This is a genomic window from Chryseobacterium sp. MYb264 (genome assembly GCF_035974275.1).
GTDB lineage: Bacteria > Bacteroidota > Bacteroidia > Flavobacteriales > Weeksellaceae > Chryseobacterium.
Genome location: NZ_CP142422.1, coordinates 2,286,154 through 2,309,552, shown reverse-complemented (window position 1 = coordinate 2,309,552; position 23,399 = coordinate 2,286,154). Strand labels below are relative to the sequence as shown.

Below are 23,399 nucleotides of genomic sequence, written 5' to 3'. Positions count from 1 at the left end.
TTGAGTTTAAAAGTTATTAGAGCGTAAAATTATAAAAAAACACTATTCCGGAAAGGGCTGTTATAGTTAAATAGCGTTAATTTTCTAAGGGATACCTCTAATTTTCGCTGTTATCAATTTAAAAAAGAAAAAACATCTCCGAAACGAAGATGTTCTATGTTAAATTTAAGTTTTTTTTACTTTTTATGCTTTCAAGTATCTTGCATAAGCATAACCTTCCTGCCCATCGGTAGTTTTTACTTTCCACCATTCGTCAGAGGTCTGCTCAATCAGTGTTACGGAAGAACCTTTTGAAGCTTTTCCTACCACGGCAGCTTCCGTAGAAGGCTCCTGTCTGATGTTTAAATTAGATTCCTCTGTTGCTACCGTAAGAGCAGCTCCCGATGCAAGACCCGTCACCTGAACATCAATATTAATGTCTGAAGCAGAATAGGTAGAGTCAATAGCGCCTAGAGCATTCCATACAGAATCTTTTGCTGCAGTGTTGGAAGCACTTCCCGAAACATACAAAATTCCGTCCTGTTCCTGAACCTGTAAGTTTGAAATCCCTGCAGACTGAGCAGCAGAAACCACACTTGAATATTTATCTTGTAATGTGCTCATCTTAAATTATTTTACAGTGATTTTGTTATTGTATTTACCGATTTTCAAGGCATCAATAGATTCTTTAATCTTTCTGGCATCTGTAGACTTAGCTGTCCCGGTAAGGGTAAGTTCTCCGTTTACTGTTTCCACTTTTACGGTTGGGAAATCTTTAAGAGCATCTTTTACTTTTTGCTGAACTTCAGGAGATACAGCAGACTGAGTTTCTACAGGAGCCACTGCTGCAGGCGCTTCAATAGTCGCCATATCATGCACACTCTTAATTCCCGGAATAGCTTTCAGCTGAGTGATCATTGCATCTTTTGATGCCTGATCTGCGAAAGTCCCGCTTAAGTGAGCTTCCCCGTTTTTCACTTCCACAGAAGCACTTGGGTTAGACGTTACTACCGTAGTAGCCTGAGTTTGAAGGTCGGCATCAGAAACTTTCTTTTTACAAGAAACAGCGCCGAAAGAAACTGCTATAGCCAATGCAGCCATTGCGATCGTTTTTTTCATATTGTATATTTTAATAATGTTGTTAATACAAGTAAATGTAACAATAAAATTTGTACCAAAGGAATTAAAATTTAATAAATATTTTTTAAATTTTTTATAATAATTTAGATTCCAGATTGTTAATTTAGACAAATTACGAATTTTAGGTAAATTTAATACTGTTATAACGAAATGTTGTACCAATTGTAAAAATATTATATTTGCGAAACTTGAACTATTTATATGAAAGGACAAAATAAACTGTTTATAGCAATTATTATTGCGCTTGTAATAGGAGTTGGAATTGGAGGAGTAGTACATACGATGTATCCCGATAGCGCAGAACCTTTTTCTAAAAATATCAAACTTTTAGGAACTGTTTTCATCAGATTGGTACAAATGATTATTGCTCCGTTGGTATTTACCACGCTGGTCGTGGGAATTGCCAAAATGAGTGACATCAAAATGATCGGAAGAGTTGGGACAAAAGCCATGTTGTGGTTTATTTCTGCTTCGTTGGTTTCGCTTTTTATCGGTTTAATGCTGGTGAATTGGATGGAGCCTGGTCATGTGACCAAATTACCGATTCAGGACGCCGCTTCTGCCGAAGAACTTTTGAAAAGCAGCAAAGGTTTCTCCATGGAAGACTTTGTAAAGCACATTATTCCTAAAAGTATATTTGAAGCTTTTGCAACCAATGAAGTACTTCAGATCGTAGTATTTTCCATTATGTTCGGAATTGCTTTGGCGAATATGGGCGAAGAATATGCTCAACCTGTGATCAAATTATTCGATATCATCGCACACGGAATTCTGAAAATGGTAGGCTACATTATGTGGTTTGCACCGCTGGGAGTATTGGGAGCCATCGCTGCCGTGGTCGCCACCAATGGATTTGAGATCTTTAAAGTATACGCCATTTACCTCAGAGATTTCTTCTTTGCATTAGGTGTTCTTTGGTTAGTGCTTTTATTGGCAGGTTATCTGATTATCGGAAACCGCCTTTTCGAATTGTTAAGAAGAATAAAAGAACCTTTACTGATTGCATTTTCAACCACAAGTTCAGAGGCTGTTTTCCCGAAATTAGTGGAAGAACTGGAAAGATTCGGATGTAACAGCAGAGTGGTTTCGTTCATTTTACCATTAGGATATTCTTTCAATTTGGACGGAAGCATGATGTACATGACGTTTGCGTCTATTTTCATCGCTCAGATCTACGGAATTGAAATGACGATCGGACAGCAGATTACCATGCTTTTGGTATTGATGTTAACATCAAAAGGAATTGCAGGGGTTCCGAGAGCGTCACTGGTTATTATCGTGGCAACATGCTCAATGTTTGGAATTCCACCGGAAGGTATTGCTTTGATCTTACCCATCGACCATTTCTGCGATATGGGAAGAAGTATGACCAACGTTTTAGGAAACGCATTGGCTACCTCAGCGGTCTCAAAATGGGAAGGACAGCTTGAAAATGGCAACGGAAACGAAGTCGTTTAAAAAATAAATTATAATTTGGCTTAGGCTAAAAAATGGTCAATGGTGAATATCTCATTATTGACCATTTTTTTATGAGGAGCTATTTCCCGCTTTCCACTCTATCTTTTTTGTTACGGTCTCCGCTACGCTACGCCCGCAACAAAAAAGGATGCCGTTGCAATCGGGGCTAGGGGAGAGGGCTTTCTTACAGGTTCATTCCTATTATTCGTGCCTTCGTTGTAAAAAAAAATAGCATCTTACGCGTTCCACAATTTTATCATTGATAAAATCTTTGCACCTTAAAAACATAAAGTATTAAACCAATCTTTGCGCCCTTTGCGAAAAACCAACATCCTCAGTAAAAATCAGCGAAATCTGCAGGAAATAAAGAAGTCATTGCGAACCGAAGGTGAAACAATCTCATAAAAAGTAAGTATTATTTTACAGAAAATCTTTGCGATCTTTGCATTTAAAAATAAATTCAAAACAATCAAATGAATTTACAGCATCATAAAAATATAATCACAGAAAACGGCTTTACGGTCATCAACAACATTTTTTCCGAAGAAGAAATTGAAAAGATCAGTGAAGTGATTCAAAATATTGATACTTCAAAAGATACCTTCAGAAAATCAGAAGACCTTTTTGCGATCCGACAGTTTCTAAAGGAAATTCCGGAAATTAAAGATGTTGTTTTTAATGAAAATATTAAGACGATCATTAAAGACGTTTTCGGGGATCAATATTTTGTGGTAAAAAGTATTTATTTCGACAAACCGGAAAAATCGAACTGGTATGTTGCCTATCATCAGGATTTAACAATTTCTGTAGATAAAAAACTAGAACTTGAAAACTTCGGACCGTGGACGACCAAGCAAAATCAGTTTGCCGTTCAGCCACCATTGCCGGTATTGGAGAACATTTATACCATCAGAATTCATCTGGATGAAACGAATGAGAATAATGGTGCTTTGAAAGTTGTTCCCACTTCTCATGTCAAAGGAATTTACAGACCCGAAACCATCGACTGGACCGTAGAAACAGAAACCATCTGTAACGTAGAAAAAGGAGGAATAATGATCATGAAACCTTTGCTGCTTCATGGCTCCAACCGTACGACCAACGGAAAGAAAAGAAGAGTGATCCATATTGAATTTTCGGATAAAGAACTTCCGGAAGAGTTGAATTGGTCAGAACGACTTTCCTACTAAGTCGGTATCCTGTCACTTCGAGTAACGCAGCGTAGCGTAGTGTATCGAGAAGTTCTTTAGAAAAAGATAATTTCCTTTGATCATAAAGTTCTCGATACAATTTTTCTCCGTTTTACTCCGAAAAATCGAACTGACGAATCGTGAAGTTTGACGATATCAAAGCCTCTAGCCTCCCTCCTCCAACTTCCAGCCTATTTATACTTTTCAACTACTTTGTTTAAATAAGCTTTATATTTTTCACTTACCGGAATTCGCTCATTTCCGATCGTCAGGTTATTTTTTCCGATACTTTGAAGATGCTGAAGCGAAACAATATGTGAGTTGTGTACCCGGATAAAATTCTCAGATTCTATCTTTTCCATGATGGATTTCATGGTTTGATGCACAATCAGTTTTCGGGTTTCTGTATAAATAATGATATAATCTTTTAAGGCATTGATTCGGGTGATTTCGCTTAAATTCAATTTTACATTTTCATTATTGGATCGCACAAAAATGAATGAATCTTTAAATAAAACCTGCGTGCTTTTTTCCTGTAAGATTTTAGAGTTATTCTGATGATTATAGCTTTTATAAACAGCTTTCAGAAATCTTTCAAAGGAAAACGGTTTTAATAAATAATCCATCACATCCATTTCAAAACCTTGTACTGCACAATCATCATAAGCGGTGGTAATGATAACATCGGGAAGCTTATTAAAGCTTTTTAAAAACTCAATTCCGGTGATATTGGGAAGGTTGATATCCAGAAAAATAAGATCAACATTTTCAGTTTGTAAAGTCTGTATTGTTTCCTGGATATCATAGCAGTTTTTAACCAGATTCAGGAAGGGAATTCTTGAAATGTATTCTTCAATTACGTGGTGCGCCAGTTCTTCATCGTCTACAATTATGCAATTCATTTTTTAATTCAATTGAAGTTTTAAGTTAATTTTATACTCTGAGCCATTGTCGTCAATATCCAGTTGATATTTATCGGGATACAGAAGATTCAGTTTCATTTTGGTATTTTCTATTCCCATTTTGCTGTCGCTGGATTTTTCATGATTTTTCTTTTCATAAAAGTTTCGAATCTTAAAATCAAGCAATCCGTTTTCAAGATGCACTTTGATATCCAATGGCCCTTTTCTCAGATCGGCATATTTGAAAGCATTTTCAACAAACGTCAAAAGCAGGAGAGGTTCAATTTCGTACGATTCAAAATTACCATCGAATTCATCATGTAGATTGTTGAATTTATTAAACCGAATCGACTGAATTTCAATATATTTTTTAATATTATTAATTTCATCATTCAGGTTGTTTTTCTGCATATTTTTATTATTCAAAACATATCGCATAATGTCTGATAAAATTAAAATTACCCTCGGCGTATCTTTAGACTGAATAATTGATAATGAATAAATACTGTTCAGTGCATTAAAAAAGAAATGTGGATTAATTTGCTCACGAAGAATTTTCAATTCGCTCGATTGTCTCTCAAATTCCAGGGCTTTTATTTTTTTTCCGTTTTCCATCCATTTATCGACAAAGAAAAGGAGGATGCTGAATATCATTGAGAAAATTCCTATTCTGAAGAAAATATCATACAGATTAACATCGTGATGAAAAGGTCTCATCATTCTTCCGTTCGGATGAAAATCTTTCGGAGGAAATGGGGGATGTTTCGGAAATGGCGGCATGAATATGATCATTAACGTCACATAAATAATAACAAACGAAATGGTAATGATCAGAATTTTTTTTGGTGTTTGCTTGATCAAAAACGGTAAAGCGATATAATAGTTAATATAGAAAAGTATAATGGAAACAAGAAAAATTTTCAGATTCATGAGCAGAAGAAAATTTCCGAAAACGGAATAATCCATTATTAATTTAAAGAAAATAAGAATACTCCAGATAATCCAGTGATAAATGTAGGTGGTCTGTATTTGTTTTAAAAATGCGGTCATAAAAAATAATTTACTGTTTGTGAGCACAAAATTCCTTCAATAATCATTGAAGGAATTTCTAGGGAATTAAAGCAATTAATATTCGATTTTCATAGAATCCAGTTCATGTACAGAAATTCTGGGTAAAGAATATTGATGTATTTTACTCACAACAAGATCTGCAGTCTTTTGTGCGTCTGTTTCGTTTTTAAAAGTTTTCTCTCCTGGTATGGCAGGTATAAACGGCTGGTTAATGAGGATCTTATGCTTTTTAAGAATCTGATAACCATATCCTGAATTTTGTCTGATGATCTTCACTTCAAGATGTCCGGTTTTCTTTCCGCAACTCACCAAAAATATTCCTGAGACAAAAAGTATTTTTAAAAATGTTTTAATCATAGCTGTTTTCACTTTCGTTTGGATGGAAAACCCAGATGTCATCAAAATAAGACGAACCGCTGTTTCCGGTAAGAACATATCCGTAGCTTCCTATGGAAAAGGCACACGCGCTTTCTCTGGAAGAACCTTCAAAGGATGTTCTCTGTGTCCAGTCATTGGTAGAAGGATTATATTCCCAGGTTGTATTTCCCACACCGCTTGTAGAACCTGTCGCCACATATCCTAATCCGTTTGCCGCAAAAGCGGCAGTTGACGTGCGGTTTTGAGAATCATCATCATTGCTGGTATCTACTTTTCTTGTCCATGTTTCAGAACTAGGGTCGAATGCCCAGAAATCTGAAACCAGGCTTCCGTTATTACTTCCAAATCCTACGTAAGCGATATTATTGATCACGAAAGCGGCTCCGTCTCGTCTTTTAGAACCTCCTAAACTTGTGATGGAGCTCCATGATGAGGTAGATTCATTATATTTATAGAAATCTTTCAGTTCGCTTCCGTCGTATCCTGTTCCTACATAGCCGTTGTTTTCAACACCGAATGCTAAAGCGGCATATCTTTCTGTTCCCGGAAAATCGGAAATCTGATTCCATGTGTTGGATGTCGGATCGTATTTATAGAAATCTTTCAGTTTATTCAATCCATCATATCCGGTTCCCACGTAGCCGTAAGCATTGGTCGCAAAGCCTACTGCAGAACTTCTCTTAGAACCTGGAAAATCTGCTTTTTGGGTCCATGAATTAGCATTGGGGTCATAGCTCCATAAGTCGTTGTAATAATATTCTCCGTCATATCCTCCGGTGATGTATCCTTTTCCGTTTACCACAAATGCAGAGGCATTGGATCGAGGTTTACCGTCCAGATCCGAAACTCTTACCCAGTTTCCCATTAGTTCATCGTCGTCATCGTCATTTCGACAGCTTACTGCTAAAAATGTTCCTACAAGAGTAAGGGCTAAGATTGAAAGTTTACCATTCATTATTCATTCTTTTTTGTGCAAATGAATTTCATTCTGTGGTCTTGTGAAAATTTTTTAGACGAATGCGTGTTTTTTGTAGGCGAATGCCTTTATTTTTATGACGGATGAGGTATTGTTTTGAAAATCATCATTTATCTAAGCAAATCTTGCTATGGTCTACAACTATGGATAAAAGGGAGAATAAATTTTATCTCAATAGCATCTTCACTATATGTTTGCGGAAAAAAGATGTATAAATACCTTTTATTATGTATTTCGATGATGTTTTTATTCTCCTGTGAAGATGAAACCAATACGTATGAAGTAGGAAGCACGTGGATGGATGCGCAGTCAAAAATTGTAATGATCGATACGCTGACCATGAGAATGTCTACCATTATGATGGATTCTGTGGTGACTTCCGGAAAAAATGTGATGATGATAGGAAATATAAAAGATCAGACTTTTGGGAAGGTAAATTCGTCTTCGCTTTTTGAGCTTACACCAGAAAGGTATGCGTTAAATTCGCCTACAAGCGCAGTTTTCGATTCTATTGTGATGTATCTTACGAATACCGATTTTTATTACGGAGATACACTGAAAACATATAAGTTGGAGGTACATCCTTTGACCGACAGAATAAGACTGAATGGGGGCTATCTTTATAATAAAAGTAATTTTAATTATGCATCAAACTCCATCGGAAGTGCAGAATTTTATCCGAGACCAAATACAGACAGCAGTTTTGTGAAGGTTAAGCTTGATCAATCTTACGGGCAAACACTTTTCAATACGTTAAAAAATAGTGACGTCACTACTCAGGAATATTTTCTGAATTTCTATAAAGGTCTGGCGCTCGTTCCTTCTTCTGACAATAATGCAATGCTTAGGTTTGGAATTAATTCTTCTTATCAGGTTCAGATTAATAAAAGTACCAAAGAAAAAGTCTCGAATATCATAAGAATGTATTATCACACCACATCACAAAACGGAACTGAATTAGTGAAATATACTTTAGACCTCAACCCAAGTTCGACGTATCAGTATAATAAAGTTCAAAGCGATTTTACGGGTTCTGATCTGGCAGGGCTGACTCCTAAAAACCCGGTACTTTCAACAAATTTAGATAACAAAGCTTATATGATGGCGGGAATAGGAGTATATACCAAAGTGGAAATTCCTTATTTAAAAACCATAAAAAACTTATATGATAATTATAAAATCATTGATGCAACGCTTACCGTGAGCCCTGTGGCAGGGTATTATTCTAATCAGTTTTATAATCCGAGTCCGTTGTATTATTATATGGGTGATAAGGCAAATCATGTGGTAAGCACTTATACATCTGATGGAAGTACAGAAATTACGGCAAGTTTATCCAACAGCAGCGAGTTCCAGAATGAGCATGCGTACAGCTTTTCTATGTTGAGCTATTTCAATACTATTTTAACGGAAACAGCCAATTCAAATTATAATACATTGATTTACCCTTCTTCCTACAACGATGTTCTTTCAGGAAAAGTGGTGATTGGAGATTCAAAAAACAAAACAAATCCGGCAAAACTTAAGGTTTACATTTTAGGATATTAATGCAGAAAAAATTTATGAACAGAAAAAATAAAATTGTAATTGGCTTATTGTTTTCAGGAGTTTTTACTTCCGGACTGTATGCTCAAAACACGTCGCCGTATTCCTATTTCGGGGTGGGAACGTTTAATAATGTGGATGACGCCAGAAATATCTCCTTGGGAAATACAGGAATTGCTTTGGAAGCTCCGGATTATATCAATTCTAAAAATGCGGCATCCATGACGGCTATTTCTTCAAAAAATGTAGTTTTCAATATCAGTGGAATAGGGAAGTATAATACCATTTCGAGTAATTTAGGAAAAGACAACAGATTCAGTGCTAATTTTACGAATTTCAGCGCGGCACTGAGGGTTTCACAAAAGTTTTTTGTGGGACTTAGCATGCAGCCGGCAACGACTTCTGATTATAAGATTACCTCAACGATTCCCATTGAAGGGACTGCCGGCGAATATCCTGTAACCTATGAAGGAAGTGGCGGACTGTCGAACTGGGGCGTAAGTTTAGCCTATAAAATTAATGATCACTGGAGTATTGGCGGAAAAGTGAAAAATAATTTTGGCAAAATCATTCGTAAAGAAACCATTACTACAAGTTCTGAGGTAGAAATCAGCAGAGATGTACGGTACACAGGTTTTAGCTACAACTTGGGAACTCAGTTTAAAAAAGATTTCAGCGATAACTTTCAACTGACTTTAGGAGGAATTGTGAATTTTGGAAGCAAGTTGGTTTCAAAACGAGATGTTTCTTACACCGAAAATCAGGATTATACCAATAGTATTACCACCAATCTTTCGTCAAAAGATTCTGCTCTGCCTTTTGAGATGGGGTTCGGATTTGGAATTTTAGCGAAAGAAAGATACCGTCTTACCTTTGATTTTACGCAAAGTAATTGGGATAAAATAAAAAATACCGAGACTTCAGAGCAATATTACAAACAGAAAACCTACGGCTTGGGAGTTGAAATTCTTCCTGAAAGAAGACGTACCGAAAAGCTTTCTGAAACCTTTATTTATCGTTTCGGACTGAATTATGATACCGGATATTATAAAATCAATAAAGTTGAAATTGATAAATTGGAAGCAACGGTGGGAGTCGGAATTCCATTGAAGAAAGTTGTTCTGAATGTCGGCTACGGCTACGGAATTCATGGTTTTCAGAAAAATGTGGCGATCCGGGAAAATTATCACATGCTGAATATCAGTATGAATATCCTGGATACGTGGTTTAGAAAACGGTATCTCGATTAAAAGCGCTTATTTTTAAAACAGCAATACCCGGTAATATTATTCAAAATTGAAAAAGAAAATCAAAATGGAGAATGATATTGCCACCCAAATCCCTTCCGGAATCTTCGGAAGGGATTTTTAATAGCAATAAAAATGCCTCCTTTTTTCAGGAATCTCGATAAATATTTAATTTTTTAGACGCAAAGATTGACTGATCGCATTGTATATTTTTAGAGGGCAAAGGCAAATGAAAAATCTTGAAGATGCGTATTTTCAATATAAAAGCCACTGGATTTTATTGCTTTAAAACAGGTCTCAATCTGCCCTCTTTTTTAGACGGGCTGAAGCCCGTCCCTATTGATCTGGTAGAATATTTTATGGATCGAACTCAGGTTTTTAGGCTTGTTTTTTCTGGCAACAAATCAAAAATAATTCATGTACTAAACTTTTTTTCCTATATTTTCAAATGGTACAGATCTATTTTCTGAACAGTTAAAAATCCTGATTCAGCTGAAATTAACCTGCGCTAATTGAACCATATCATCTTTAAAAATTTAAAAATAAAAAGATCGTTATTCGTCGATGTCTATCACAAGAAAAAGCTCTCTCTGAAAATATTCGCTCTCGTTTTTTTCCGCGTTATTTTATTCATGAAATAAGAAGAAAAGCAATAATGAACAGGTGAGAAAAAACCACCAGTGTCAGCTGATACAGGTATGCATTTGCTCGCAGATCATCCAAAATGCGGACGCTTAATATAGCACAAATTGATGCATTTTAGAATTTATGTTTTTGTTTGTGAGTTATTTATGCTTTTGAAGTGCAATTGTAGTAGGTCTGTATCGGCAGAACCCAATTAAATTTGTAAAAAATAAAATGAAATTTGAAGTCTCCGGGGGCTTACCGAAAATTTTATTGATGATGATTCTGAATACACTTAGGAAAGAAAAAATTTATAACAATTAATAGAAAAAAATGAAAAAATCGATACTAGCGATTGTATGCGTCGTCTTATCAATAGGCGTAAATGCGCAGATTGGTATGAATACCGCAAGTCCAAAAGCTACTCTTGATGTTAAAGGTATCACTGCCGATGGAAGCAGACCGGAAGGTTTGCTGGCTCCGAGGTTAACAGGGAATGCCTTATTTGCAGCTTCAGTAAGTACTCCCTCTCAATATGGAGTCGATCAGGACGGAGCGGTTGTATATGTAACGACTCCTGCAGATCTGAGCAATCTTAAGGGGCAGACCATTCACGTAGATGCATCCGGATACTACTATTTTGATGCAGGCCTCAATGCTTGGATGAAATTCTCATCGGGTCCAAATATTTATACAAGTGACGGAACGCTTACAGGAGTGAGAAATATGGATATGAACAGTGGTTCTATGGCATTCACTAACGGACGTGTAGGAGTAGGGATTAATTCTGTAGATCCTTCAGCTATCGTTCAGATGGAAAGTAATAACCGAGGGTTTTTGCCGCCCAGAATGACGAAGGTACAAATGGATGCCATTACCAATCCTGCATTGGGACTGGTAATTTACTGTACAGATTTTTTAAGCCCTGGTCAGGGATGCCTTATGGTGAACGACTCTCTTGATCCGGCATCTCCGCAATGGGGATCCATGTGTTCTTCTAATGCCTCGGGACCCGGTACTATTGCTCCTAGTGTAACAGAGCTGAAGTGTAATCAGAGAACCGTGTCAGGAAATCTCTACAACGGGATTCCGGTTTCAGGTGTTACTGTTACCGTTCCTTATTCAGGAGGGAATGGCGGTGTGTATCTTGGAGCTCAGTTTACTTCCTCCGGAATTTCCGGAATGACAGCCAATCTGGCTAACGGGATACTGAATAACGGGGACGGTAATCTTGTTTTTACAATCATGGGAACGCCTACTGCAACAGGAAATGCGACATTCACTGTAGCGATTGCAGGACAATCCTGTAGCTTCCAGGTTCCAGTAGGTACGCTGACAGCGAATATCGGTGGTTTAACCTGTGCCTCAGCATCATTCACTCCGGCATTAATGGAAACGGGAAGCAGTTATACCGGAACAATGAGTGTTCCTTATACCGGTGGAAATGGCGTGGCTTATCCTCAGGGAGCTTCACAGACCATAAACGGACTTACCTTCCGTCTTCGTGCAGGTACCCTGACAACATCCTCAGGTAATCTGATATATGATATTACCGGAACACCAACAGCAGCAACCACCATGACCATACCTGTTTCCTTTAATGGTTCTGCTTCATGTAATGTAAGTAAAGCAGTTACCCAGGGAACAACAGTGGTTATTGGTTCTGATACATGGTCACGCTATAATCTGGGAGCAGATACCAGCCTCGATCCTGATGTACCGGTGCAGGGAATCCATGGTAATTATTATCAATGGGGAAGAATAAATCCTGTGGCTACTTCCAGTACCCCTTCTGGTGCTATAAGTGGCTGGGACTCCAGCTCTACAGGCAGTACAGCATGGAGTGATACGTCGAAAACCGGTAACGATCCGTGTCCTGCAGGATTCCGCGTGCCGACAAAAGAAAAATGGCAAGCCCTTGTTAATAATACCAGTCAGTCCAATATTGGAACTTATAATTGGAGTGATACCAATTTTGGCGCTGCTAAAGTATTTACAAGTGGTAACAGTAAGCTTACATTTCCTATTGCCGGACTACGTCATGCATTACAGGGAGCATTGGCAGACAGAGGTTCTAGAGGGTTTTACTGGACAACGGCATTAGGCCCATTTGACCATTCTTACTTTATTGAAATGAGAAGCAGTGGGATATTGTTTATGGAATCTGCAAGAGCATTTGCGAAGCCATTGCGTTGTATCAAAGAATAATTAAAAATAAGTCCGGTGGTTATATGACCACCGGATTTTATAAGACTTCTAATCTTTACAATATGGTATTTCTAACAAAAAGAACAGTGCGGCTTGATTCCGTATTGATCTTACACGACATAAGACCTCTATAAAATGAAAAAAATATTGATATTACTGTTGGGTATTTTCTACATGACCTTTAACAGTCAGGTCATCAGCATGAATTTTCCGCAATTTGCAGGTAAAAATTATGATTTTATTCTTTTTAGAGGAATAGAGATGGTTAAAATGCAGGGAACAGTACCCGCTGACGGGATTTTTACCCTTCAGATTCCCAAAGAATATGAGCCCTATACCGGAATGTGCCGATGGCTGATCACCGGAACTATCGAAGGAGGTGGCTTAGACATGCTGATTCCGGGACACGATTTTTCGGTGTTCTGCGATGAAAAAATACCTTCAGAGAATACTATTATCTACAAAAATAATACAGAAATTGAGTCGCTGAATGACCTGTTCAAAGCGCAGAAACGTATTTTTGCAAAATATGATGCGATGCTTCAGGCCACGGAAGCCTTTTCGGAAAGAGATCCCGTTTTTTCATTTCTTAAAAAGGAGTATGAAAAACAGGTGAATGATAATCGCTCTTTTCAGAAAAAATTAAATGAAAGATCAGATTATGCTGCTAAATTTCTTAGGATTGTAAACCTTTCACGCGGAATAGGAACTGAGTTTATTGCAAACGAAGAACAAAAAGCAAAAAATATTTCAGACTATATCAAGACTGATCTGGACTGGAGTGCATTATATACCTCCGGACATTGGGCCGGAATAATTTCTTCGTGGGCAGACATTCATACATTAGTGCTTAATGACCCTCAGCAATGGGCTGCTGATGTTGAAATTATAGGGCAAAGGATTTCAGATCCTGCACTGTGTAAAGATTTTACAGATAATGTAAGCACGGTGGTCAATAGGACTGAGAAGAAGGAATTTATCAATATGTTGATTCCTGTAATAGAGAAATTAAGGAAAGGAAAAGCCCTGTAAACAGTTATTAATACATCTTTAATCCTCATTAAGCAGTGCGAAAACTTTTACTTTTTCCTATGAAACGTCGTCGGAATGCCTGAAATTCTGAAAAATAACGTCACAGGGAACCCAAGCTGAAAGGAAAGCATAAGCTCAATATTTCAAAAGATTAAGAGCCTGTTTAAAATTTTACCGTTTTATTTATTATCCTTAATGAAGTTGATCTTTGCTCCATTTTGATGCTCTTTTGAGCGTATTTTTCACTTCCTATTTTTGATTGAGCCCGCTAAATCTGCAAACACGAAGCAAAAAATCCATCTCAAAATAGCTATAAAAATTTTTGGCAATAAAATTTAAACAGCCTCTAAAAAAAGTAAAAAGTATCCTGCAGTATATTTTATATCATTTTTTAACATTTATATTTTTTTTAAGCCGTGAGCATAAAGGGGTGACCCACGGCCATTGAATCTCTCCCTGGGAAATGACTTTTTGACCATTTTGCAGGGAGTATTCTTTGATTAGGCCTTACCGTTATTTTTTTATACCGAAAGATCAATGCAGACTCCTGCGTGCATCAATACGCAAAATGATCAAAAATAACAGCATGTGAGATACTGCTTTAACAATTAACATTCTTATAAATTGCGTTAGAACATTTTAAATTTAATATTGTTATAATTCTCTTATTTCTAAATGGAAAGTCTTCATTCAACCTTGTTCATTATTTTGGGGAAGCTAAGGGAAATAAAATTTGCTTCGCGAAGCTTGAAAATACAGCTTCATCAAATCAATTTGTTGATTATTCTTTGATTACTTAATTGTTTTTAAATTTTTTGATTTATTGTGAATTAGCTAAATATCGTCGAGTTAAGGTTCAACGAAGAACTGAAATGAATGCTATTCCTAAAAAACAAAAGACTGTCGGCCTGACAGTCTTTTGTTAAATATTACATCTGAAATTAATTTACTTCACGGAAATTTCGTCTGTAAAAATATATGCTTCGCCACCAGCTCCCTGATGCCACTCCGGAAGTTTACCGAAATGATAGGCTTTTACTTTAATATATCTCGCTTCGGTTGGTAAAATTTCAGCAGAAAGCGCTTTCACCTGAACCTTTTCATCTTTTGGATCTAGTGAGTTATTTACTGTTGCCAGAATAATATAATCTTTACCATTCATTGAAGCGTAATATTCCACTTTTTTAGGTAATAAAATCCAAGCCTTACTGTCCTGAAGGTATGTAGAAATAAGCTGAGTGATTTTCTGAGGGGATTTCATATCAATAATCGCTTCAAAAGTCTGCCCCTGATAACCCAGCCATTCGCCTTTTCTCCAGTTTACATCACCATTTATTCCGTCAATTAAAGATAAATTTCCGCTAGCTGCGTACTGTGGAGTTGCTTTTGCATTTACGGTAATTGCCCAATGGTTTGGTCTTTTATTGAAGTTTGCCGTTACAACCGAGCTTTTTTCACCACTTCTTTCCGCATAAGCCGAAACCTGAGTTGTTTTTGTAATGGTGAAAGGCTCTTTATATTGTTTGAATGTTTTTCTCACATTCGCATCGCCTTCATCCATCGTCATATAATAAATTTTATCATTCGGATTGAGTGGAGTGATGGTAACTTTCGTGTTGATGTCAAAAATTCTGTCTGCTGCAATTACAGGCGTTGCCGTTAATTCATCATATTTAAAATCTTTGAACGATTTTGCGTTTTCAAAACCTAATTTTCTAAGCTCTTCTTTACCTGTGTTTTTCGTAATAACTTTCGTTGTTCCGTCTTCCAGATGAATTTTCACTTCATCAAAATAAGGCTTTGTTGTTTGCCATTCGGGTAATCCTGGAGTTACGGAATAAATTCCCATGGTGCTCAAAATATACCACGCACTCATTTGTCCGCAATCTTCATTTCCGATCAATCCGTCTGGCGTATTTTTATAGAAATTATCAAGGATATACTTGATTTTAGCATCTGTTTTTTCAGGTTTGCCGACATAATTGTAAAGATAGGCGATATGGTGACTCGGTTCGTTTCCTTGGGCATATTGTCCCATCAAACCTGTGATATCCACCTGTTCTCTTCCTGTAGTTTTATCCGGAGCAGCAAAAATGGCATCAATAAATTGTTCGAATTTTTCTTTTCCGCCGTGCGCTGCAATTAATCCCGGGATATCTTGCTGAACAGAGTAGGAGTAATGCCAGGAATTTCCTTCTGTATAATTGTTGTTTACTTCTCTCGGATCAAAAGGTTCAAGCCAGTTTCCGTTTTTTCTGGGCTGCATAAATCCGTTCTTCGGATTGTATAAATTTTTCCAGTTTTGAGAACGCTTCATGAAATATTGGTAATCTTCTTTTTTGCCTAAAATTTTCGCCATCTGAGCAATACACCAGTCGTCGTAAGCATATTCCACGGTTTTAGAAACGCTTTCATGCTCATCATCAATAGCGATAAAATTATTCTGTTTATAAGCATTCAACCCAAAAATATCCAACATGGCCGAATTTTTTGAAGCCTGAAATGCCTTTTCATAATCGAAACCTGTAATTCCTTTGGCCATCGCGTCTGCAATCACAGAAACTGCGTGATAACCGATCATACATTCCGTTTCGTTGGAGGCCAGCTCCCATACAGGAAGTTTACCACCCTGTTCGTATTGTTTAATGAAAGTATTGATGAAGTCTGCTGTTCTCTTTTTATCGATTAAAGTCATCAAAGGATGTGCTCCTCTGAAGGTATCCCAAAGTGAGAAAACCGAGTAATAGTCGAAACCTTTTGCCATATAGAGCTTATTGTCGCGCCCTCTGTATTTTCCGTCGACATCCATATTGATATTAGGTTGAGTGAAAACATGATAGAGCGCGGTATAGAAAATAGTAAGTTTATCTTTATCAGAAGATTTAACTTCAATTTTCGATAATTCTTTGTCCCAATCTGCAACCGCCTGTTTCTGAATTTCAGCAAAATTATCAGACTTACCTTCAGCCAGCATATTTTTTCCGGCTCCTTCGTAGCCTGTCGGGGAAATCGCCACTTTTATGCTGATTTTTTCTCCTTTTTTAACGGTTGTTGAAAGTGCTAACGCTAATTTTGTTCCGGTTAAAAGATTTTTTTCGTCTTTACCGTTTACCAGTTTTTTTGAAATTTTTAAGGGTTTTGAAAACTCAATTCTCGCATAAATATACTGATTGGTCGCCCAGGCTTCACTTCTTCTGAAAACTTCAATGGTTTTATCATCAATAATCTTAACCTCACCTTCCAGCAATTTATCTCTGTGGTTCAGGTCTAAAATAATATTAGCGTTTCCGGCATTATTGAACGTATATTCATGATAACCGACTCTTTTGGTTGTGGTCAGTTTTACGTCGATATTGCTTTTATCTAGTTTAACGGAGTAAAATCCGGCCGTTGCCTTTTCATTTTTATGCGAAAATTTGGAAGAATAATCTTTGCTGTCCAAACTTGGATTTCCCATCGTCGGCATCAGCATAATGTCTCCATAGTCTGAAACACCTGTTCCGTTAAGGTGCGTGTGCGAAAATCCGTAGATCACAGAATCCGAATAATGATAGCCGCTGCAGCCATCCCAGCTTCCGTCTATTCTGGTATCGGGAGACAGCTGTACCATTCCGAAAGGAACAATGGCGCCCGGAAAGGTATGGCCATGCCCGCCAGTTCCTATAAAAGGATTTACATATTGCGAATAATTTTGTGAAAATAAATTATGGGCAATAATTCCCAAAAGAACCATTAGAATTTTTTTCATCTTATAAAAAATTAAATTCCCCTAAAATACACTAAAATTTGGATTCACAAAAGAAAATATCTATCATTGCGTTTACTTATTCTAAATAGGTAAAAATTACGTAAATTTGTAAACAATTTATTTAGTTTATGTTGACGAAAGAAAAGGTACAAAATTTCCTTAAAGAGATAGAAGTTGATGACTTGGTAAGCAATTTTCAGGTTATGGGCAACGACGTATATATTGATATGACTGCACATTCACCTGCTATGCACGAGAAGAAAAAGCTTGAGGCAGCCATGAAGCAGGCTTTTGCAAGTGAATTTGGTGACGAGATTAATTTGAAATTAAAGATCGTTTCTCCGGAGCCTAGCGAAATTCAGCAAAGTCAGATCAAAGGAAAACAAATTCCTGGGATTCAAAATATTATTGCCATTGCTTCTGGAAAAGGAGGTGTTGGTAAGTCTACGGTTTCTGCAAACATGGCGGTAACGTTGGCAAAAATGGGTTTCAAAGTAGGTTTATTGGATGCAGATATTTACGGTCCTTCCGTTCCTACAATGTTCGATACAGAAGGTGAAAAGCCAATTTCTGTAGAGGTAAACGGTAAAAGTTTAATGAAACCTGTTGAAAATTATGGAGTAAAAATGCTTTCAATAGGATATTTCTCAGGTGCCAATCAGGCGGTTGTCTGGAGAGGTCCGATGGCTTCAAAGGCACTGAACCAAATGATCAGAGATGCAGCTTGGGGAGAATTAGATTTCTTATTGATCGACCTTCCTCCGGGAACAGGTGATATTCACTTATCAATTATTCAGGAAGTTCCTGTAACGGGAGCGGTGATCGTAAGCACACCTCAACACGTGGCTTTGGCAGACGTAAGAAAAGGGATCGCGATGTTCCAGATGGAAAGTATTAATATTCCGGTTCTTGGATTAGTGGAAAATATGGCGTATTTTACACCGGAAGAATTACCTGAGAATAAATATTATATCTTTGGGAACCAGGGAGCACAATATTTAGCAGATGATCTTGGAATTCCGGTATTGGGAGAGATTCCTTTGATCCAGAGCATCAGAGAAGCGGGAGATGTTGGTAGACCGGCCGCTTTGCAGGATGGTTCTAAAATCGCTGATATTTACACAGAAACTGCCCGTAAAATGGTGGAAAGCTTGGTAGAAAGAAATAAAAATCTTCCTCCGACTGAAGCAGTGAAAATTTCTACAATGGCGGGTTGCTCGCCAAAAGCAAAATAATTATTTTTCAATATTTGAAAAAACCGAATTGAACTGAGAAAATATGGAAACAAACATAACACACGAAGATACAGTAACAAGAGTGATGGAAGCTCTGGAAAGCATCCGACCGTTTTTGAATAAAGATGGTGGAGATATTGAGCTTATTGATGTGAAAGATAACTTGGTTTATGTAAAACTTTTAGGAAACTGTTCTGGTTGCTCGCTGAATGTATCAACATTGAAATTAGGTGTTGAAAATACAATCAAACAACATGCGCCGGAAATAGAAAAAGTAATAAGCGTGGAATAAAAAATAGCTACATATATATTTTTTTGAGACAGGTTTCGGCCTGTCTTTTTTTGTGGACTTTCACCGTTATAAAAGGACAGATTTTGGATCAAGCCTAAAACTAAGGGAGAAATTGTTTAGAAATTTTTTTTGCCATGAATGCATGAATATTTTTATTTCCCACAGATTGCTCGGATTTTCACGGGTGAGGCTGTTTCTGTTGGTTTTCGCAAAGGCCGCAAAGATATTTTTAATGCCTGATGTTTTTAAGTCACAAGGATTTTATCTTTGATAAAATTGAGGACTGCATATTGTGGCCACGAATGCACGAATTTTATTCACTGCAGATCGCACATATTTAGAATATATTAGTGGAAAATCAAAGATTTTCAAAGACTTAGGTGTACTTCTATGCAGTTTAACATTAATCTTAAATAACTAAAGTGTTAAAAAACTTTTGTGACTTTTGACTACGTCGAAATATCATTCATCGACTGAAAGGAGATAATCTTCGATTTGTGGTTAAATTTTAGCTACAAATGCACGAATATTTTTATTTCCCGCAGATCGCCTTTTCCTTATAATCTATTGAAAATGTTATCGAAATATGTAGGGTAAGATTTCACTTTATCTTTGGTCTTTTTTTAGCCCTTTTAAGTACATTTTTAACCTCTTAGTTTTATTTTGGCATGCCAAATCTTAAAAAAAATCCTTTTCAAAATAATACCCTTAAAATGTAAACATACTCTTACTGTTTTTTTTGTTTAAAAATGTGAAAAAAAAGTTAGAATAATTATTACCTGCATATAGAAATAATTCTATGATTTCGTGAGGCTTATTAGTGTTATTTTTGTAAAAAATTTATTTACAATACAATATGAGGTTGGATTACTTCTTTGTGAGGTTGTATTATTGTTCTTTTTGATGTTCAATGTCTTTTACAGCAGGTTACTGATTTTGATAATAAGGTCAGGAGAAAATCTGTACAAAGACTTTTATACAGGATCGTAGAAAGTCCCTTAAATATTGATTTTTTTAAATTAAAATGTGGTATTGGTCTACATGTTGTATTGACTTGTGGTAATAATTTATAGGATAAATTACCTTCTGTAAAATAGATGACGGGTTTTTATGGAAACTATTATTGAAAAAACTAAAACTATGAAAATATACTCATTGCGGACGGTCTGTATGTAGTAAGAATGGGTACGGCAGTGTTGTTGGAAACGAAGCTGAAATTTCCTTGTAACATTGATTTTGCTGAAAATTATTCCGAGACAAAAGAGAAAATTTCTGCCAACCAATATGATCTTATTATTCTGGATACGGATATTCCCGGGAGTATTTTTAAATCGATGGTAAAAGATCTTAAGAAAAAACAGAAAAATCTTAAAATATTGATCTTTTCCATTTATGATGAAAATGTGGGGATTCAGTATATAGAAGAAGGTGTAGAAGGATATCTGAACAAAGATGCCTCAGAATCTGAAATTTTAAAAAGCATCCACGCGCTCTTTGATGAAGGCTATTATTATCCTTCTAAGATGATGAACAAACTGCTGACTTCCAAAGAAAATAACACAGTAGAAAAACTTTCCAAAAGAGAGCTCCAGATTTTTAAACTCCTTGCAGAAGGGCATGGGAATATTGAAATTTCAAACAGTCTGGATCTGAAAACATCTACAATTAGTACTTATAAAAAGAAAATATTCGAAAAATTGCAAGTGAAAAATGTAGTAGATCTGGTGAGGATTTATGATGAAATGCATTAAAAATATTGAAAATCCAGTAAATTTATTTACTGGATTTTTATTTTAGAATTACAGGAATATTAAATTCCTTGAAAATATCAAGAATTTTATTAAAATTATTTTTTAACATTTTTTTACTTCTTTGATGATGAAGCCAAGTAATTTCTTCGAATGATTTTACGCCAAAGTTTCCGCGTAAACAATCGTATAAAGCTGGCAATTGTCTTCCAAAATATCCGCAAATTCCATTTACTTCTTCTCCAAGTGTGCAAAAGAATTCATCAAGGTTATTAAAATTATTTCCATCAAGCTGAATTACGAGATTTTCTTTATCAATTTGTATTTTTTGGAAAGTTAATGCGAAAACTAACCAGCCTTGTAATTCATCTTTATGAAATTTTTCCCAAATATTTTTTTGTTTAATTTCATCATTAATAAACATTTGCCAAGATTTATGAAAGCCTTTGGGGTGATGCCAAACATGCCCAGTTAATAAAATATTGTTATGTTGAGATTTGATAATTTTAATATTACTAATAAATGTTTGAGTAATAATTGATTTATTTTTATCAAGAAGGTGAATAGATCCTTGATTATTATAAATTTTCGTTGCTTTCTCAATTTCAAATACCAATTTGTTAATATCCTCAACATCTATTAATTGTAATTTTCTAAAACCAATATTTCTCTTATTATTTTCAAGATTTTTAACATCTTTAATGTAAGTTATAATTTCATGGTCTTTGGCTGTATCTAATGAAAAAGCAAACATTTATATATTTAAAGTTTAAAATTAAACAATTTCAACTCAACAAAAAAGCCTGCAAGAGAGCAGACTTTTTATTGGGAATAAATATTATTTTAAGTGTGTTTTCAGAATCTACGAAATTTTATTTCTGATTTTTCAATTGAGAATTTTCAGATTCAAGCTTTTGTAATTTTGAATTCAATTCATCTACTTTAGCATTAAGCTCCTGAACAGCTTTTGTTAAAACAGGAATTAATGAATCATAATTCACTGATAATAATTTATTTGAATCATCTGCTTCTTTCACAATGTCTGGAAGAACCTGACGAATTTCCTGTGCCACGAAACCTATTTCTTTTGTATTGTACTCTGTAGATGCTAAATTTGTTTTTTTCTCGTAGCTTACAGGGTGTAGTTTCAAAATAGTATCAAGACCATGTTCTACATTTTTAATATTTCTTTTCAAACGAGCATCAGAAGTAGGGTTGAAAGATGTTGCAGTCCATGCTCCGTTAGCATCAAGAAATGCTATTGAATTACCTATTACGGGAGTGCCGCTTGTAAGAGTGAAGAATCTAAAGCCACCAGTACCTGTACCTCGATAATTTACATATTCATTTTCACCTATTCCTGGTTGTATAGCGTTCCAACCAACGGCGCTCATATTACTTGCGTTAGGAAAACTTCCGAATTGTACTCCCAAAACTCCTAAAACATCTAATTTAGCACTAGGTGTAGCTGTACCTATACCCACAGATCCAGCTCCCATTATGTTAAGATTATTTCCTGCATTGGTGATAGTTGTAACTTCAGAAAGCGTTCCACCTAGCTTTACATTATTGCTTGAAGCTGTTAAACCATTGCTTGCTGTAACATCGCTATTAACAATGGTGGTATTTCCGCCACCGCCGCCGCAAGCGTTAAGCTGTTTGATAATCGCGTACGATTGATTACCTCTCATATCAGCAGTTCCCGTAGAACCTGATACACGAAAAGCAACATTAATATCTGCTGAAGGAGTAATCACAGCCTTAGACATCGGCATTTCACTGTTATTGGTTACGGTGTAGGTTACAGGATAAAATTCCGCTGTTGTAGAACCTGCTAATGAGGTATTGGTCGCTGTATCTACCCAAGAAGCTGATATAACTCCCGCGGTAGAACTACTGAAATTTACCCCTAATAAATGTCCTTCTAATTCGTACGTTTTACCAGCTTTTAGTGTGAAAACTCCACCAGTTAAAGCGATTCCTGTACCTGCTTTTACTAAGTTAAAGTTAATATTGGTATTGCTTTGTACTCCCGATTGTATACCATTAATAGTCGCAAAAATATAATCAGGAATACAACCAGCTCCCGTAGAAGAAGTACTGTTATATCCTAAAACTTCCCATGTTGAAGCCGCTCCTGTAAGTCCGGTATTGATGATCTGAACACTTTGATTAGCAGATAAACTAATAGTAGAGTTTCCATTAATGGTTTCAGCGCCTGCAGGATTTACAGTAACGGTAAAAGAAGTATTATTTTTAATGGTATATAAACGTCCTTTAAAATTACCAACTCCCGTGATCGCCGCGGGAAGTGTGAAGGTAGAATTAGCCGTACCGTTATAAGATACATAATAATCTGTGTTCACCATTGCATAGCTGGTTGCTGTAATGGCATTGTATTGTGCGGCTAGCGATCCGTTAATGTCTAAAGTAGATCCCGGATTGGTTTTGTTAACACCAACTTGTGCAAATGTTGATGAGCCTCCTAAAACTAGGAGGAATAATGGGATAAAGAGTTTTTTTATGTCAAATTTAGTATAATAATTAAAAGAATTGTGAGATCGATTTCATTAAAGTAGCATGGATAAATAGATTTTTAATGTATCATATTTCACATCGGAAAGAT

General features: G+C 36.2%; 18 protein-coding genes. 9 read left to right on the top strand and 9 right to left on the bottom strand.

Going from position 1 to position 23,399, the window contains the following annotated elements; all coding sequences use genetic code 11:
- Nucleotides 1–183: 183 nt before the first annotated feature.
- Complete coding sequence (locus tag VUJ46_RS09800; protein WP_326984798.1) at nt 184–603, bottom strand: SH3 domain-containing protein; 420 nt, start codon at nt 601–603, stop codon at nt 184–186.
- 6 nt (nt 604–609) lie between these two features.
- Nucleotides 610–1,098 carry a BON domain-containing protein gene (locus tag VUJ46_RS09795; RefSeq protein ID WP_326984797.1) on the bottom strand — a complete coding sequence of 163 codons (489 nt, stop codon included), beginning with the start codon at nt 1,096–1,098 and terminating at the stop codon, nt 610–612.
- 222 nt (nt 1,099–1,320) lie between these two features.
- Between VUJ46_RS09795 and VUJ46_RS09790 the strand changes: the two genes are divergently transcribed.
- Together VUJ46_RS09790 and VUJ46_RS09785 are read left to right on the top strand one after the other, a co-directional pair.
- A complete protein-coding gene (locus VUJ46_RS09790; RefSeq protein ID WP_326984796.1) occupies nt 1,321–2,577 on the top strand; it encodes a dicarboxylate/amino acid:cation symporter in 1,257 nt (418 codons plus the stop codon).
- Between the two features lie 473 nt (nt 2,578–3,050).
- Nucleotides 3,051–3,767: a phytanoyl-CoA dioxygenase family protein gene (locus VUJ46_RS09785; RefSeq protein ID WP_326984795.1), complete on the top strand. Its 717-nt coding sequence runs from the start codon at nt 3,051–3,053 to the stop codon at nt 3,765–3,767.
- 191 nt (nt 3,768–3,958) lie between these two features.
- Here VUJ46_RS09785 and VUJ46_RS09780 read toward each other — a convergent pair whose 3' ends face one another.
- The 4 genes from VUJ46_RS09780 to VUJ46_RS09765 all read right to left on the bottom strand — a co-directional run bounded on the left by VUJ46_RS09780 (nt 3,959) and on the right by VUJ46_RS09765 (nt 7,073).
- Nucleotides 3,959–4,669, bottom strand: coding sequence for a LytR/AlgR family response regulator transcription factor (locus VUJ46_RS09780; RefSeq protein ID WP_326984794.1), 711 nt, complete (start codon nt 4,667–4,669; stop codon nt 3,959–3,961).
- A gap of 3 nt (nt 4,670–4,672) precedes the next feature.
- A complete protein-coding gene (locus VUJ46_RS09775) occupies nt 4,673–5,719 on the bottom strand; it encodes a sensor histidine kinase (RefSeq protein WP_326984793.1) in 1,047 nt (348 codons plus the stop codon).
- Between the two features lie 75 nt (nt 5,720–5,794).
- Nucleotides 5,795–6,097 carry a DUF4907 domain-containing protein gene (locus VUJ46_RS09770; RefSeq protein ID WP_326984792.1) on the bottom strand — a complete coding sequence of 101 codons (303 nt, stop codon included), beginning with the start codon at nt 6,095–6,097 and terminating at the stop codon, nt 5,795–5,797.
- Nucleotides 6,090–7,073, bottom strand: a complete 984-nt coding sequence (locus tag VUJ46_RS09765; RefSeq protein WP_326984791.1) for a Kelch repeat-containing protein — start codon at nt 7,071–7,073, stop codon at nt 6,090–6,092. Before VUJ46_RS09765 ends, VUJ46_RS09770 begins: the two co-directional genes overlap by 8 nt.
- Nucleotides 7,074–7,301: 228 nt before the next feature.
- Here VUJ46_RS09765 and VUJ46_RS09760 point away from each other — a divergent pair, with 228 nt between their 5' ends.
- From VUJ46_RS09760 to VUJ46_RS09745, 4 genes are all read left to right on the top strand, one after another.
- On the top strand, nt 7,302–8,642 hold the full coding sequence (locus VUJ46_RS09760; protein WP_326984790.1) for a DUF4270 family protein: 1,341 nt from the start codon (nt 7,302–7,304) through the stop codon (nt 8,640–8,642).
- A gap of 14 nt (nt 8,643–8,656) precedes the next feature.
- Nucleotides 8,657–9,889, top strand: a complete 1,233-nt coding sequence (locus VUJ46_RS09755; protein WP_326984789.1) for a hypothetical protein — start codon at nt 8,657–8,659, stop codon at nt 9,887–9,889.
- 954 nt (nt 9,890–10,843) lie between these two features.
- The gene (locus tag VUJ46_RS09750; protein ID WP_326984788.1) at nt 10,844–12,718 is read left to right on the top strand and encodes a hypothetical protein; all 1,875 of its coding nucleotides are present in this window, start codon (nt 10,844–10,846) and stop codon (nt 12,716–12,718) included.
- Nucleotides 12,719–12,853: 135 nt separating this feature from the next.
- Nucleotides 12,854–13,750 carry an alkyl hydroperoxide reductase gene (locus VUJ46_RS09745; protein WP_326984787.1) on the top strand — a complete coding sequence of 299 codons (897 nt, stop codon included), beginning with the start codon at nt 12,854–12,856 and terminating at the stop codon, nt 13,748–13,750.
- 946 nt (nt 13,751–14,696) lie between these two features.
- On the opposite strand, the gene VUJ46_RS09740 is transcribed toward VUJ46_RS09745, so the two are convergent.
- The gene (locus VUJ46_RS09740) at nt 14,697–17,498 is read right to left on the bottom strand and encodes a GH92 family glycosyl hydrolase (protein ID WP_326984786.1); all 2,802 of its coding nucleotides are present in this window, start codon (nt 17,496–17,498) and stop codon (nt 14,697–14,699) included.
- Nucleotides 17,499–17,626: 128 nt separating this feature from the next.
- Here VUJ46_RS09740 and VUJ46_RS09735 point away from each other — a divergent pair, with 128 nt between their 5' ends.
- From VUJ46_RS09735 to VUJ46_RS09725, 3 genes are all read left to right on the top strand, one after another.
- Nucleotides 17,627–18,733: an Mrp/NBP35 family ATP-binding protein gene (locus VUJ46_RS09735; protein ID WP_326984785.1), complete on the top strand. Its 1,107-nt coding sequence runs from the start codon at nt 17,627–17,629 to the stop codon at nt 18,731–18,733.
- Nucleotides 18,734–18,776: 43 nt separating this feature from the next.
- Nucleotides 18,777–19,025 (top strand): NifU family protein, encoded by a 249-nt coding sequence (locus tag VUJ46_RS09730; RefSeq protein WP_267401623.1) that lies wholly within the window; start codon nt 18,777–18,779, stop codon nt 19,023–19,025.
- A 1,148-nt stretch (nt 19,026–20,173) separates the two neighbouring features.
- Nucleotides 20,174–20,776, top strand: coding sequence for a response regulator transcription factor (locus tag VUJ46_RS09725; protein ID WP_326985089.1), 603 nt, complete (start codon nt 20,174–20,176; stop codon nt 20,774–20,776).
- Between the two features lie 37 nt (nt 20,777–20,813).
- Here the strand turns inward: VUJ46_RS09725 and VUJ46_RS09720 are convergent, their stop codons facing one another.
- Both VUJ46_RS09720 and VUJ46_RS09715 read right to left on the bottom strand, forming a co-directional pair.
- Complete coding sequence (locus tag VUJ46_RS09720) at nt 20,814–21,527, bottom strand: barstar family protein (RefSeq protein WP_326984784.1); 714 nt, start codon at nt 21,525–21,527, stop codon at nt 20,814–20,816.
- A gap of 118 nt (nt 21,528–21,645) precedes the next feature.
- Entirely contained in the window at nt 21,646–23,142 is a 1,497-nt protein-coding gene (locus tag VUJ46_RS09715) for a tail fiber domain-containing protein (protein ID WP_326984783.1), read from the bottom strand.
- Between the last annotated feature and the right edge of the window lie 257 nt (nt 23,143–23,399).